The sequence below is a fragment of the Rubripirellula tenax genome, from assembly GCF_007860125.1.
In the GTDB taxonomy this organism is placed as follows: domain Bacteria; phylum Planctomycetota; class Planctomycetia; order Pirellulales; family Pirellulaceae; genus Rubripirellula; species Rubripirellula tenax.
The window spans coordinates 630,410-644,497 of record NZ_SJPW01000003.1 but is presented as its reverse complement, the minus strand read 5'-3'; the positions used below and the strand labels follow the sequence as shown (position 1 = coordinate 644,497).

At 56.0% G+C, this 14,088-nt stretch carries 10 protein-coding genes; 9 read left to right on the top strand and 1 reads right to left on the bottom strand.

What is annotated here, in order from left to right; all coding sequences use genetic code 11:
- Positions 1 to 28 precede the first annotated feature (28 nt).
- A complete protein-coding gene (locus Poly51_RS13070; protein ID WP_186775520.1) occupies positions 29 to 580 on the top strand; it encodes a PH domain-containing protein in 552 nt (183 codons plus the stop codon).
- Entirely contained in the window at positions 573 to 2,189 is a 1,617-nt protein-coding gene (locus tag Poly51_RS13065; RefSeq protein ID WP_246114469.1) for a PH domain-containing protein, read from the top strand. The genes Poly51_RS13070 and Poly51_RS13065 overlap by 8 nt, the downstream gene beginning before the upstream one ends.
- 27 nt (positions 2,190 to 2,216) lie before the next feature.
- On the opposite strand, the gene Poly51_RS13060 is transcribed toward Poly51_RS13065, so the two are convergent.
- Complete coding sequence (locus tag Poly51_RS13060; protein WP_146458137.1) at positions 2,217 to 4,889, bottom strand: tetratricopeptide repeat protein; 2,673 nt, start codon at positions 4,887 to 4,889, stop codon at positions 2,217 to 2,219.
- Positions 4,890 to 5,200: 311 nt separating this feature from the next.
- Between Poly51_RS13060 and Poly51_RS13055 the strand changes: the two genes are divergently transcribed.
- The 7 genes from Poly51_RS13055 (at position 5,201) to Poly51_RS13025 (ending at position 13,640) form a co-directional block, all read left to right on the top strand.
- A complete protein-coding gene (locus Poly51_RS13055; protein WP_146458134.1) occupies positions 5,201 to 6,505 on the top strand; it encodes an outer membrane protein assembly factor BamB family protein in 1,305 nt (434 codons plus the stop codon).
- A gap of 249 nt (positions 6,506 to 6,754) precedes the next feature.
- Positions 6,755 to 6,955: a hypothetical protein gene (locus tag Poly51_RS13050; protein WP_146458132.1), complete on the top strand. Its 201-nt coding sequence runs from the start codon at positions 6,755 to 6,757 to the stop codon at positions 6,953 to 6,955.
- 193 nt (positions 6,956 to 7,148) lie between these two features.
- The gene (locus tag Poly51_RS13045; RefSeq protein WP_146458130.1) at positions 7,149 to 7,931 is read left to right on the top strand and encodes a PEP-CTERM sorting domain-containing protein; all 783 of its coding nucleotides are present in this window, start codon (positions 7,149 to 7,151) and stop codon (positions 7,929 to 7,931) included.
- A gap of 301 nt (positions 7,932 to 8,232) precedes the next feature.
- Positions 8,233 to 9,492, top strand: a complete 1,260-nt coding sequence (locus tag Poly51_RS13040; RefSeq protein ID WP_186775562.1) for an Nramp family divalent metal transporter — start codon at positions 8,233 to 8,235, stop codon at positions 9,490 to 9,492.
- 188 nt (positions 9,493 to 9,680) lie between these two features.
- Entirely contained in the window at positions 9,681 to 10,142 is a 462-nt protein-coding gene (locus tag Poly51_RS13035) for a (2Fe-2S)-binding protein (RefSeq protein ID WP_146458128.1), read from the top strand.
- Positions 10,139 to 12,421 (top strand): xanthine dehydrogenase family protein molybdopterin-binding subunit, encoded by a 2,283-nt coding sequence (locus Poly51_RS13030; protein ID WP_222435844.1) that lies wholly within the window; start codon positions 10,139 to 10,141, stop codon positions 12,419 to 12,421. Before Poly51_RS13035 ends, Poly51_RS13030 begins: the two co-directional genes overlap by 4 nt.
- A gap of 211 nt (positions 12,422 to 12,632) precedes the next feature.
- Positions 12,633 to 13,640, top strand: coding sequence for an alpha/beta hydrolase (locus Poly51_RS13025; RefSeq protein ID WP_186775519.1), 1,008 nt, complete (start codon positions 12,633 to 12,635; stop codon positions 13,638 to 13,640).
- Positions 13,641 to 14,088 lie beyond the last annotated feature (448 nt).

Below are 14,088 nucleotides of genomic sequence, written 5' to 3'. Positions count from 1 at the left end.
TCACGTCGTGTACGGTCATCCTGTAGCCATGGAAATATCTGAGTTGAATCACGCCCATGATGACAGCCTCCAGCCCTTCGAATCGCTGTCTCTGAACCAATTGAGACTGACTCGATGGATCGGCGGGTTGTCCGCCGCCTTGATTTCGGTATTGGCAATCGGCGCTTTAGCGGTGGCGTACTCTGTTCGACCCCAGATCGACGGTCCGTTTTCGATTGCTGTGCTGTTGGTCGCATTACTAGTCGCCACCTCGATCGGACTGGGTTACGTTTTTCCAGGGCTAGCGTACCGGCGAACGAGCTGGCGTTTGAGCTTGCAGGGACTTGAAATTCGACGAGGCGTTTGGTGGCGACACCAGATTGTCGTACCCCAGTCACGAATCCAGCACAGCGATATCGAACAGGGGCCGCTCCAACGGCATTTCGACCTCTCGACGCTGATTGTTCACACGGCCGGCACCAAAAACTCTTCGGTGTCGCTGGAAGGAATTCGACATGAAACCGCCGAGCAACTTCGCGAAGCTCTGATTTCCCAGCGACTCTCTCGCGGCGTCAACGAGAGTACGTCTCAACATGGGTGAAACGCAGACAATGCCGCCCGGGCAATCGTCGGTCGCCAGAAAGCTAGCGCCGATTTCTGTGCTGTTCCAATTGGCCGCACTCGCTCGACAATCAATCTTTCCGTTGCTCGTCGCGGGTTGGTCCGCGTTTCAAGGCAACCTTTGGATCATATTGGGCTTGCTGGCTGCGACGTCCGTGGCATTGGCGTTTATTTTGGTGCGGTACTTCACACTGCGATATCAAATCTCCGATGGAGAGTTGATCGTCACCGAGGGCTGGATCTTTCGCAAAGTCCGCAATGTTCCCGTAGATCGAATTCAAAACGTCGACTTGGTCCAGACGATCTGGCATCGGCTGTTCCACGTTGCCGAAGTCAGAGTCGAAACGGCAAGCGGCACAGAACCGGAAGCAACGCTGCGAGTGCTTTCGCTGAACGAAATCGATCGACTTCGGGGAGAGATTCTCACAAGGAGCAACCGAACCGCGAAGCCGGAATCGGCACCGCCCGCGATGTCCGCCGGTGCCCGATCAACGGACGCTGTCACCTCGGACGCGGTTGCGTCGGGCACGATTACGTCAGGCACGATTACGTCAGGCACGATTACGTCGGGCGTGGGGAACAAAACCGTGCTGACCATTCCCACGAATTGGTTGGTCAAAGCGGGCCTGGCCAGCAACCGCGGTTTGATCCTATTCGGCATCGCGTTCGGCTACCTGTCCCAACAAAACACACGTTGGGACCAGCAGTTCGATCAACTTGCACGTTACCTGCCCGGCGACGTTTGGATGCTGAACCCGTGGATCGCAATCCCGATCGCCATCGTGATCGCATTGCTGGTGATACGGTTGCTCGGAATCGCTTGGTACGTGCTGCGTTTTTCAGGATATCGACTTGATCGCGTCGGCGAAGACTTCCACGTTTCCTGTGGCTTGCTAACGAAAGTTTCCGCGACGGTCCCTCGACGGCGAATCCAATTCATCAGCATCCATCGCACTCCGTTGATGCGAATGATGAAGCTCGCGTCGATCCGAATCGAAACCGCAGGCGGTGCCGGCAAGCAACGCGAAGACGCCGCATCGACGGTGACGCGGCGATGGTTCGTGCCGGTGATTTCGACTGACCGAATCGCCGAAGTGCTCGACGAGATTCGCCCCGGACTTACTGTCGACGAAGCTGCAACGGATTGGATGCCCGCGTCGCCACGTGCGGGACGCCGATGGTTACGAAAAGCTGTTTTCATTTCCATTGCAGCGGCAGGGATCGGATACGCCGTCGCCGGGGTTGGGGGAATCGCATGCGGACCGATTGCGGGCATTGCCGTCGCGGTTTGGGCACGAAAACACTTAGAAGTTCTCGGCTACCACCGCTTTGAAGATGGAGTCATGTTTCGCAGCGGTGCTTGGAATCGAAAAACCAGTGTGACGTTTTTCGATCGCATCCAATCGTTGGAAGTCACGACGACTCCGTTCGATCGCCGTTGGTCGATGGGTCGGCTGTCGATCGACACCGCCGCCGCAGGGCCCGCCGACCATACGATCGCGTTTCCTATGATGGAGATCGAAGTTGCGCGACAAGAATTCGTCGTTCTGTCCCAGCACAGCGCCAACGTCTCGATGAACTGGGCCTGACGCCGTGGCGAACCAAGTGCGGCGTCGCTAACGGACCGAGAACCGTTTGACCTGTTCGTGAAGATGCCACTGGCCGGGATCATCCAACAGGCAACCCGTTTCGATCTTTAACGCCTGATCTTTTTCGCCAACCAAGAACAAAATTTCAGCCAACGTATCGCGATAGATTGCGCTATCGGGTTCGACACGAACTGCTGCTTCCGATAATTCCCGCGCCTCGGACAGTCGCCTCTTGTTCATCGCGGCAACCCACGCCAAGTTGTTCGCCATCATCGCGTCCATCGGAAAGTTCTTTGAATATTCGATTCCGCGATCCATGACTCGATCGAGTGTTTGGTCCGCCAAATCGGTCATTCCGGCTTCTCGCATCGTTGGCAACAAACGTTCGGCCAAGTCGATGTCCAGCGGATCAAGCGACAATAAACGGTCGATCTGTTTCGCCGCAACGTCGTGGTTGCCGCTTGCGACAGCAGCCTCGATCGCCCAGCGGCAAACATAGACCGGCAGGGTAACGAACGCACCGGCGCGAAAGCCATCGGACTCGATCGAGCGAAGTACAGCCAGGTCGAACCATCGAGCCGACTCGTCAGGAAAAGCGTCTCGTGCCGCCAAGGCGAAGCCGCGAGCCACTGAATAGAAATCGATCGAATCGTTGCTTCCAAATATCTTGATCGGCAGCAGACTGCGATAGGTCTGAATTGCCAAGTCATTCTCTTCTCGTTCCGTCAGATAGCTCGCCAGCGTGTTGCGCGTTTGAGAATAAGGAGTGCAGAGTGCCAGTTGAAGTTCGTGTTCCAATTGAGCTGCCGCCTCTTTGTCACCGCTGCGCCGCGCGATCGTCCATTTGCCAACGACTGCCTTGAGTGCCAGGGCAACATCGTCGATGCCGCCGATGCGACTTTGCGATTGGATCTTTCGATACACCAGATCAAACAGTTGCGATGCGATCTCAGTGCGACCGGAATCGAGCGCCTGCTCGCCCATGCGAAACAACGCCGCGGTGTCACCGGATTCGGCTAGCTTACGCAGGCATCCCGACGCGTGTTGCGTTTGCCCCAATCGCGAAAACATCAATGCAATGTTCAGATTGGCTTGAATGGGAATTCCACGTCCACGCAACCCTCGCATGGCCGTTGTAGAGAGCGGACGCGTCACCGAATCGAAGAACTTGTCAAAATCAACCTGGGCGTCGAAGCCTTGGGGAACGATCCCTTCCAATAATTGACAAGCCTCCAAGAAGCGTTGGTCAACCGTGGAAGTCGGATCGATCCTTTCCAGCGAGTCCATCACGATTTCGATTGTCGTACCATCAGCATCTGGAAGCACGCCGGCGGTGATTTCCAAACTATCCGGCGATACGGATCGGTCACTCGGATCGACCGCTAAGACCGGAATCCAATCGGTTCGCTTCGTCGTGGTTAGCGAAGTTAGAACGTACTCTCTGAGTCGATGCTGTGTTTGAACGCCGATCCTTTGATCGGATTCGCACAACTGCTTGGCGATAACCCACGCCGTATCGTCACGTCCGACCGATATCAAACACTGCATCAATACCAACAATCGCCGCATCTCGGGCGCCAATCGTTGTTGACCGGCGTCGTGCTGACTCTTCAAGGCGTTGGCAATCCAATCGACATAGTCGATGTCGATCCTGTCGATCGGATAGCCCATAACGTCCAGTGCATGCTTGAAATCGGAAGCATCCATCGAAAGTGACGCTGCGTCCTCGGGGCTATGTCCATCAAGGATCGAAAGAGCCTGGGCGGTGCGTCCATGGCTGGCCAAAGATTTCCATCGCATGTCGATCACCATTGGCAATTCACATGCCTCGGGTGCAACGATTTGCTTCACCGCTTCATCAAACAGGATCGGGTCACCTGCACGGTCTGCCGCTGCGAGCGTTCGACACCAATGCAGCGAATGCTCCGCCGACCCGATTTTTTCCTTCTGCGCCAATTCGGATTCCGCGTCGGCGATCTCTCGCCATTTCGAAGCTACCATCATGCAAGTTGTCAGCAGCGATTCGTCACCGCTGCTGCGTGCCGCGGCAACGGCTTCGTCGTACTGTCCAAGTTTGACCAGCAGCATCACCGACACCGAATCTCGCAGTCCAATCGGCCAGTTCGCAGCAGACGCTGGAAGGCGGTTGTCGTCCGTGATCGGAATCGACATGAGCCGCATCATCTCTAGACGACATGCTGCGGTTTCGGCAGAGTCCGCCACCAAGTCCAGTAAGTTCAACAAGTGCGGCAGCGATTCGCTCTGCATTGCTTGATGAATGTAGATCGGGAACCGACGATTCAAGGATGCGTTGACGCGACGTTGAATCGATTCTCGATCGACGGTGCCGGCGGATTCTTCCACCGCGACAACGGCCGCCAAGAACTGACCGGCTTCGAGCAACCGTTCGACGGCAGCGGGTTGATCGCTGCCCTGCAACAAACGTGACACTTCGGGTGGCATATCGGGCAACGCGCCTCGACGCCATTGGCGAAGGATCCATTGGGCACGCCCGGAGATTTCGGGGTCGGGGTTTCGGGCGGCCTGTTGGACGACCTCGCGAGATCCTTCGTGATCTTTCCACATTTGGATCGTCGCGTTCTGACGCACCGAATAGTCTTCTTTGGAAAGATCATCCACCGCTTGGCCTGCGTCGCTTTGCGCCGTAGCGACGCTGGCGTCAACGCAAAAGCAAGCCATCAAGGTCACCCAAGCCCGGACGCCCACCTCGAGGCGGTTCGTCCGTTGATTGGATCGAGCAGAGGAGAGCGTTCGGATCATACGTCGGCGGTCTTGTTCGTCGTGACGTCGCGAAGACGCTGGGGAATCGAATCTGGTGGGTCGAATATCGAATTATCTGAAAACGTGCGCGGGACTCTTTGGGTTAGCATGCTGGTTCACACGGACGCGAAAGATCACAATGGATTCTATCTTATCTATCCTAACCCATTGAAGGCGAATGCCGGCGCCCTATCGCTGGCCGACCCATTCCCGCCCACGGAGATTTAGCGATGCTACGAATTCGGATTCGACGTTCCCTGCTGGCCACCTTGGTGGCGGTCGTCGCGATGGCTTCCATCACGAACGGACAGGAATCGTGGACTCAGTGGCGAGGGAGTGATCAAACCGGCGTCGCTGGCGAAGGTCAGTTCCCCGTCTCTTGGAACGAAGAAACCGGCATCGACTGGAAAACGGCGGTTCCGGGCAAAGGTAGCAGCACTCCCGTTGCCGCCGGCTCGCGGGCCTACGTCACGTCAGGCATGGACGAAAAAAACCACCTGATCGCATTGGACACCCAGTCCGGAAAAATCCTTTGGCAAACCGACTTGGGGCCCGATCGCGGAAACAAACATAAAAAGGGTGGCGGAAGCAATCCGTCGCCGGTCATCGACGGCGATCGTGTCTATGCCTATTTCCGGAGCGGCGATTTGGCTTGCGTTTCGACGGGCGGAAAGATTCTTTGGCAAACCAACCTGCAAGACCGATTCGGTGAAGACACGCTGTGGTGGGATCTTGGTTCGTCTCCCATGCTGACGGAATCCGCGGTTGTGGTGGCCGTGATGCAGACGGGCCCCAGCTACCTGGTCGCGTTTGACAAAACCACCGGCGACGTGATCTGGAAAGAAGATCGAATGCTGGGCGCGCCCGAAGAAGCTGCCCAAAGTTACTCGACACCCATCGCCGTATCGATCGACAACCATCCGGCGATCGCCGTCATGGGTGCCGACCATTTGACGCTACACGATGCGGCAACGGGAAAAACGATCGGTAAACTCGGCGGCTTCAATCCGACCGAGCACAAGTACTTTCGATCCATCTCTTCGCCAGTCGCCGAAGGGAACATCGTCGTCTGTCCGTACTCGCGAGGCGAAACCGTCACGGCTGTGCGGATGGACGCTTTGGTTGCCGGCAAAGGGAAAGAAGCGATCGCGTGGTTCCGCGATGACCTCGGCAGTGACGTGCCTACGCCTGCGGCCTTGAACGGCCGTGTCTACTTGGTGGGCGACGGAAAAACTTCGCGAGGCAAGGTGTGGTGCCTCGACGTGAACTCCGGCGCAACCCTTTGGTCGCTGGACTTGCCAAAGTCGCGAATCAGCTACAGCAGTTCACCGCTGATCGCCGGCGACCACCTGTATATCACGGGCGAAGACGCAACCACGCATGTCGTCGGGCCGCTAGGTTCCGAATCGCCAAAGGTCGTCGCAACCAACCCCTTGTCGGATGACGAGCCTTTCACCGTTGCCAGTCCTGTGCCCGACGGTGATGCGATGATGATACGAAGCAAAAGCAACGTCTATCGCATCACGGGCAAATAGTGACGCACGCTTGCTTGAACCGAAGACACGACAGCGCTCCCCCCCATACCAATGCGACTCGGTTCGGCGTGTTGGCTTAGTTCCGGCATGCTGGTACTCAAGTTTCGCTGACCGATAGACGAAGTACTGGAAGCGATCGGGGCTGAGTCCGGCAATTTTTCTTGCGGGGTGTCGTCGGAATGACGCGTACTTAAGTGAGGCGACATGTTGCCGAATTCGAAAAGAAATCAAAAGCTGGGGGGCTTTGCGATGACTGAAACGCCCAACGTGAACATCAATGAAGATGGCGATGACTCCGTCGTGTCGCCACAGGCCGTGAAACGGCCCACCAAGCCGGTATCCGATCCATTGCCGTGGTTGATTCGCAACCTGTCTGAAAAACAATCCATGACGCCGCCGAGCAATAGTCGCGATTTGTCGGGGAAAAATTCGGTGCGTTCGACGCCTTGAAAGTTGAAATCGACCCTGACCTTCCGTGCGGCAACCGATTTGCCCTGACTCGATCGTGGATTTCGCAGGTTTTGGAATTGGAACGCAAACTGGGCTAGTACCGCATTATTTGCCGGAAATCATTGTCCAAAGCGGTTTGACATCCCTTCTGGGGCACAGACTTCCCAAAAAATGACCCGAATTTCTTCATTTAATGCAGCAAACGGGTCGCATTGGCGTTAAACTCGACCCAGTTCGCACAGATATCGCTTGCGCACCTTTACCCCGCCACCGTGCTGCGAAGGTCATTATGATTCGCGTTTTCCCTGCTATTTTCCTAGCTTTTGCGTCGCTTTCGAGTGTTGCGATGGCAGATTTCGTAATCCCAAATGCCATTTTTGAGACGATCAATCTCAAGAATGAATCCGGAAGCGTTGGTGCGGCACTTAACCTTGCTGCACCGGGTTTTTCTGAAACACTGTCAGTTCCGAGCGGTTCCATCCGTTTTCACGCTGCAGCCTCAGATTTGACATCTGGATCTTCAGAAGTGGCGGTTCCTTACAGCAATTCTGCTGGATTCGGGGTGGGGATCGGAACGGGCCCGACTTATTTTGCCGGTGTTCAGAATGCGTTAGACGCGAATTTCAACGAGACACTTGAGCTTTCCCTCGGCAGCCATTTCCTCGAAGGGTTCCAATTCGCCTCGATCGATTTCACTGACTTCGATTCGGGAGAGTCTTTTCGACTGTCAAAGGCTACCGGCGGATCGCAGACAATCACTTTCGGTGACTTGGTAGGTTCGACCTACACATTCTCGAGCGCTTTCTTGCTTGGGAAAGATGAGCATTTTACGATGACCGCATTAAGCGGATCGATCGGAGTCTCGGGTATGGTCGTTGCCGTTCCGGAACCCTCTTCGTTCGCAATGGCCGCGATCGGTGGATTGGGTGTGATGATTGGTGTTCGGCGTCGCCGAAAGCTGGCCACTGCCAAGTAAACTCCATCTTCCACGAAACGCTATCTTAAAGCACTCCGGAAAAAATTCGGCGTGCTTTTTTTATGCGCTGAAAGTATCGCGATCCACTTGAGCGTCGAAGGTTCCGGCGGTAACAGGGCCTGTGGCCTGGCTGATCGACGTCATGTGAACCGCACCTGCATCGGCTGTTGCGCGCATTCACGCCAGAGACATTTTCCGCCTACGCTCACGACACCAGGGCCTTCCCTTGAATACATCGGCCTCAACCATCAAGGATCCTCCAACGTCTTTTTTTGGCACGCTGTCGTGTCTGGGTCCGTCGATGATTCTTTCGGCGTCAATCGTCGGTTCGGGAGAGTTGATCATGACCACGACGCTGGGGGCTCAAGCGGGCTTTGTCGCGTTGTGGGTCATCATCATCAGTTGTCTGGTCAAGGTGTGTGTGCAGTTGGAGTTTGGCAAACACGCCATTAGCAGTGGCGAGTCAACGATGACAGCGCTGAATGGATTGCGAGGCCCCAAGGTCGCTGGTGCAAGCTGGTCGATCTGGATGTGGTTGTTGGTGCAGCTGGTCATTTTCGTTCAGTACGGTGGGATCGTGACCGGCGTTGGCCAAGCGCTAAACATCGCTGTGCCAGCGGTGCCGGTTTGGGCTTGGTCGTGCATCGCCGGTTTGTCGACGGCCATTTTGGTTTCGTACGGTGGCTATCGCTTGATCCAGAATGTCTCGATCGCACTGATGGGTGTTTTTACGCTGTTCACGCTGCTTTGTGTCGGCTTCTTGCAAGGCACCGAATTTGCGATCTCAACGGAGCGGATCGCCGAAGGATTTCGTTTTCAACTGCCGCCCGCTGTATTGGGCGCCGCGATCGCGGCGTTCGGATTGACTGGCGTTGGTGCGTCGGAAATCATTGCTTACCCCTACTGGTGTCTCGAAAAGGGATACGCCGGCTACACAGGGCCGCGCGAATTGTCGGGCGAATGGACTTCGCGTGCGCGCGGATGGATTCGTGTGATGTACTGGGACGCGCTGATGTCGATGGTGGTCTATACGGTCGTCACGTGCGCGTTCTTTGTCCTGGGTGCCGCGGTGTTGCACGGTCGCGGCGAAATCCCCGAGGGCCCCGACATGATTCGCACCCTTTCCAAAATCTACACCGAGTCCGCCGGCACAGGCGCAATGGCAATTTACATCGCCGGTGCGATCATCGTTCTGTTTTCAACTCTGTTCGCCGGGTCAGCCGCCTGGACGCGCATGTTCAGCGACGCGTTCTCGCAAGTCGGCTTGCTGGACTATTCCGACGACACACAGCGGCAACGATGGATTCGCGGCTTGGCGTGGTTCTTTCCGCTGGCTTGGACGGTCCTGGGTTTGACGATGGAAGCCCCCGTGGCGATGGTGACCGCAGGCGGAATCGCCAATGCCGGGCTATTGCTGTTGGTCGTGTTTGCGGCCTACACATTTCGGTACCACCGATTGCCACCTGAACTGCGACCGGGTCGGGCCTACGATGTGCTGCTTTGGGCCAGCTTCGTTGCCATCGCATTCGTCGGCGTGCTTGCGGTGGTCAAGGTTCTCTGAATCGTTCGACCAGCGATCACGTGCGCTAGTCAGAGCCAAGAAATCGATGGCGTGATGGCTGCTATCGCAAATTTGCACCCATTCGCGGCGGACCTCCGACGCTCAACAATCAAGTCGCAACAGTGCCCGTCGCTGATCCCATACAATTCCAATGCACTCCACCGCGCCCACCGCTAAGGAATCCGCTCATGGCAAGCATCACCGTTAACGGAAATCGATTGAACATCGACGGTCTGTCGTCGGACACACCGTTGCTATGGGTACTACGTGATCATTTGGGTTTGACCGGCACGAAATATGGATGCGGCATATCCGAATGCGGCGTCTGCACGGTTCACCTTGACGGGGAAGCAATTCAGTCGTGCGTGACGACCTTAGGTGAAGTCGGTGATGGAGAGGTCACGACGATCGAGGGCCTCTCAAAAGACGGTTCGCATCCGGTTCAAAAAGCGTGGCGAGAACACAACGTGCCACAGTGTGGATACTGCCAAGTCGGCCAAATGATGATGGCTGCGGCAATGCTTCGATCCAATAACGACCCCACCGATGAAGATATCGAATCGGAAATGTGGAACATCTGTCGCTGTGGAACCTATCCCCGGATTCGCGCTGCGATCAAGTCGGCGGCCAAGGAGATGCAAAGCAAGTGAATCAATCTACCAAAACAGAAAGCCAACTGAACCGACGCAGTTTCATCGCCGGCGTAACGGCTGGCTCATTGGTCTTGATGGCCAAACTGAATGGTCAAGAAGTAACGGTCGCTGACGCGTCGAAAGTGAATGCCAACGACTTCGCGCCGGATCTGTTCGTTTCGATCGCCCCGGATGGACTCGTCTCAATCTTGTCGCACCGCAGCGAAATGGGGACGGGGATTCGCACCAGCTTGCCGCGAATCGTTGCCGACGAATTGGAAGCCGATTGGGATCGAGTCAAGATCGTCCAAGCCATCGGCGACAAGCGACTCGGCGATCAAAACACCGACGGGTCCAATAGCGTACGCTTTTTTTACGACCGCATGCGAGTGGCCGGCGCTACGGCGCGAACCATGCTTGAGCGCGCCGCTGCACAAGCGTGGTCCGTCGACGCGGCGAACTGCAAAGCCAACAACCACCGTGTCGACGAAATCGATGGGAATCGTTCGATCGGTTTCGGTGACCTAGTCGCCATCGCCCGAACGCTGGATGTGCCTTCCGCCGACGAGTTGACGATGAAGACGCCCGACCAATGGCGCTATATCGGCAAGGACGCTCCGATCACCGATATGGACGCGATTTTGACTGGCAAAGCCGTGTTTGGAATCGACGCCCGAATGGATAACCAATTGTTTGCCGTGATTGCCCGGCCCCCGGTTGTCGGTGGCCAGGTGAAATCGTTCGATGCGGCGGACACCAGGAAAATGGCGGGCGTCATCGACGTTATCGAGATCCCGAAATTCCAGGGCGCGCCGTTGTTTCAACCACTCGGCGGTGTCGCCGTTTGCGCGACCAGCACGTGGGCGGCGTGGCAAGGTCGTGATTCGCTAACGATCGATTGGGATCACGGCCCCAACCAAGATTACAACACCGACGATTACGCCAAGACGCTTTCGCAATCTGCCAACCAACCCGGCAAAGCCGTTCGCGAGCATGGCGATGCGTTGAAGGAAATCCAGCAATCGCCAAACGTTTTCAATGCGGACTATAGTGTGCCACACCTGGCGCATGCGCCGATGGAGACTCCCTGTGCTGTCGCCAATGTGAAAACGGATGGAGATAAAGTCATTGCTTGCGAGATCACCGCGGCAACCCAAAATCCTCAAGCCGTTCAGCAAGCCGTCGGATTGGCGATGGGCGTTCCGCACGACAGCGTGATCGTCAACGTCACCCTGCTGGGTTCAGGATTCGGTCGCAAAAGCAAACCGGACTACTGTGTCGAAGCGGCAATGTTGTCGCGACACGTCGGCCGCCCCGTCCATGTCACATGGACGCGAGAGGACGATATCCAGCACGATTATCTGCACGCGATCTCGCACGTGCATGTCGAAGCGGCGGTCGACGATCAAGGAAATCCGACGGCTTGGCTTTCGCGCGCGGCGTACCCGTCCATCGGTTCGACGTTCAATGCGGACGCCGTCGAACCCGCCGACTTTGAATACGAAATGGGTTTGACGGACTTGCCCTTTGACATCCCGAATCTTCGCGTGGAAGTGGGCCAAGCCAATGCACACACGCGCATCGGTTGGCTGCGATCGGTGTGTCACATTCAACAAGTTTTCGCAATGAGCTCGTTCGCCGACGAACTTGCTCAACATGCCAAACGCGATCCTTATGAATACTTGCTTGGCTTGTTGGGTGAAGATCGACACATCGACCTCGAAGCCGCGGGACTTGCCAATCGCGGCGCGTCGGGCGAGGACTTCCCCTACGACATTGGCCGATTGAAAGAAGTCGTGCGACGGGTGGCCAAACAATCTGATTGGCAACGACACAAGGATCTTCCAAGAGGACGCGGACTTGGGATCGCTTGCTGTCGTTCCTTTCTCGGCTACACCGGCCACGTCGTCGAAGTCGATATCACCCAAGATGGCAAACTAAGCATTCCCAAAGTTTGGGTGTCGATGGATGCCGGTTTGATCGTCAGCCCGGATCGAGTCCGTGCGCAAATCGAAGGCGCAGCCATCATGGCCACGTCACAAGCCCGGTACGGAAAGATCACCTTCAAGCAAGGAAGAATCCAACAATCCAACTACGACACGTTTCGTGTCGCGACGATGCGGAATGCGCCTCGCGAAATCAACATCGACTTGGTCGACAGCATGGCCCCACCGGCCGGTGTGGGTGAAACCACAGTAGCGTCGTTCGCACCGGCGCTTTGCAACGCAGTCTTCGCCGCCACCGGCAAGCGAATTCGAAACCTTCCGTTGGCTGACCACGATCTGTCGTGGGCGTAGACCTTTAGGATTGAGCGGAAAATAACTGTCGTAACTCGTGCACTTTTGCCCGAGATGTTGCGACGGGTAAGAATGTGAATCGTACATTTATTTCCCGCTCGATCCTTAACAAGCGTTCGTGGAGTAGATTTTCGATCGTTGTTTTTTTCGAATGAGAGTATCTTCGAGATTTTGTTTGCAATGAACCGACGCAACCTTTCGGATATCCAACGTGCTACGAATCGCCAAACTGCTTGCGGGAACCAAATTTCTGCTTTTCGTCAACTCCATACTCTATCTTGGCGCGTTCCAAGCGGACACCTTCGGGCAAGTCGCTAATGAGCGTGAAGGTTTTCGCGGCGAATACAAGTACCACTCTTATGTCCCAGAGCCCACGCTTTGTAAGGTGGCATACAGTGATCGTCACCGAAACCACTTAGATGTTTGGCAAGCAAAATCGACAACTCCGACACCCGTCGTCATTTGCATCCACGGGGGCGGTTGGAACGGCGGTAGTAAGGAACAAGTCGGCAAGTATGTTCATCCACAAAAGTTGCTCGACGCCGGAATCTCGGTGGTGGCGATCAACTACCGGTTGATCAAACACTGTGCCGAACTGAATCCACCGGTTCAGGGCCCCATGACCGACTCGGCCCGCGCGGTGCAGTTTGTCCGCAGCAATGCCAAGGACTGGAACATTGACCCAACGCGGATCGGGTTGACCGGAGGCTCCGCGGGCGCTTGCACGAGCCTATGGATCGCTTATCACCCCGATTTGGCTCAGCCGGAGAGTGAAGACCCAGTGGCGAGGGAATCCACTCGAGTCACATGTGTCGCGGTCATTCGGGCGCAGACAACGTTGGACCCGAAGCAGATGAAGTCGTGGATTCCAAACAGTAACTACGGTGGCCATGCATTCGGTTTCGGTCGCGACAGCTTCGACGCGTTCTTGGCGGCGCGAGATAGTATCCTGCCGCAGATTCAAGAGTATTCACCGTATGCCCAATTGAGCGAGGGAGATCCACCGACGTTTTTGTACTACACGACTCGTCCCCACGAAGGTCTTACGGGCAAAGATAAGCCGGAACGCGACCCTACACACTCCGCCAACTTCGGGGTCCATCTAAAGCAGCAAGCCGACAAGTTGGGAGTCCACTGCGAACTCGTTCATCCTGGCGCCAATCACCCGCTCCATCAAAACGCGACCGAGTTTTTTGTTGCCTTGCTGAATGCAGAATGATTGGAACCATTCGTTGTTCGCGGAACAGTTTGCGTTGAATGCGAATGCCTTGGCGACCGAGTGGCTTTACTGCGGCGTCTCGGTCGACCGTGACACGCAAACTCGGAAGTGGTTCCGTTTCTACGAGAATCGAAAAAGCACGATCCTCAAAACAGAGGCAATCGCAGGCGCGAGATGAGTCGCAGCCAAGAGCAGGGTCTGCGTGGTAGAGCAATTGCCATTCAGCTAGCGTCTCGTTCCCACGAGCATTCGATGGCTTGCCACTCATCTTCCTTTTGGGTCCGTCTGCTCCGAAGTCTCGACCTGGCAACAGCCCTTGAACGCATCTCGATCGCAGATTGTTATTGATGGAGATGGCGAACGCGTTGGCAAGGGCCCGAACGATGCCCTTCATCGAATGAATGACGCCCCAAGCAACAACGAAAGAGGCAGTGCACAAACGAATACG

Excerpts from the sequence above, each read along its gene's own strand:
- Poly51_RS13070 (WP_186775520.1), top strand. The coding sequence starts at position 29 with ATGGAAATATCTGAGTTGAATCACGCCCATGATGACAGCCTCCAGCCC.
- Poly51_RS13065 (WP_246114469.1), top strand. The coding sequence starts at position 573 with ATGGGTGAAACGCAGACAATGCCGCCCGGGCAATCGTCGGTCGCCAGA.
- Poly51_RS13060 (WP_146458137.1), bottom strand. The coding sequence starts at position 4,889 with ATGGCTTGCTTTTGCGTTGACGCCAGCGTCGCTACGGCGCAAAGCGAC.
- Poly51_RS13055 (WP_146458134.1), top strand. The coding sequence starts at position 5,201 with ATGCTACGAATTCGGATTCGACGTTCCCTGCTGGCCACCTTGGTGGCG.
- Poly51_RS13050 (WP_146458132.1), top strand. The coding sequence starts at position 6,755 with ATGACTGAAACGCCCAACGTGAACATCAATGAAGATGGCGATGACTCC.
- Poly51_RS13045 (WP_146458130.1), top strand. The coding sequence starts at position 7,149 with ATGCAGCAAACGGGTCGCATTGGCGTTAAACTCGACCCAGTTCGCACA.
- Poly51_RS13040 (WP_186775562.1), top strand. The coding sequence starts at position 8,233 with ATGATTCTTTCGGCGTCAATCGTCGGTTCGGGAGAGTTGATCATGACC.
- Poly51_RS13035 (WP_146458128.1), top strand. The coding sequence starts at position 9,681 with ATGGCAAGCATCACCGTTAACGGAAATCGATTGAACATCGACGGTCTG.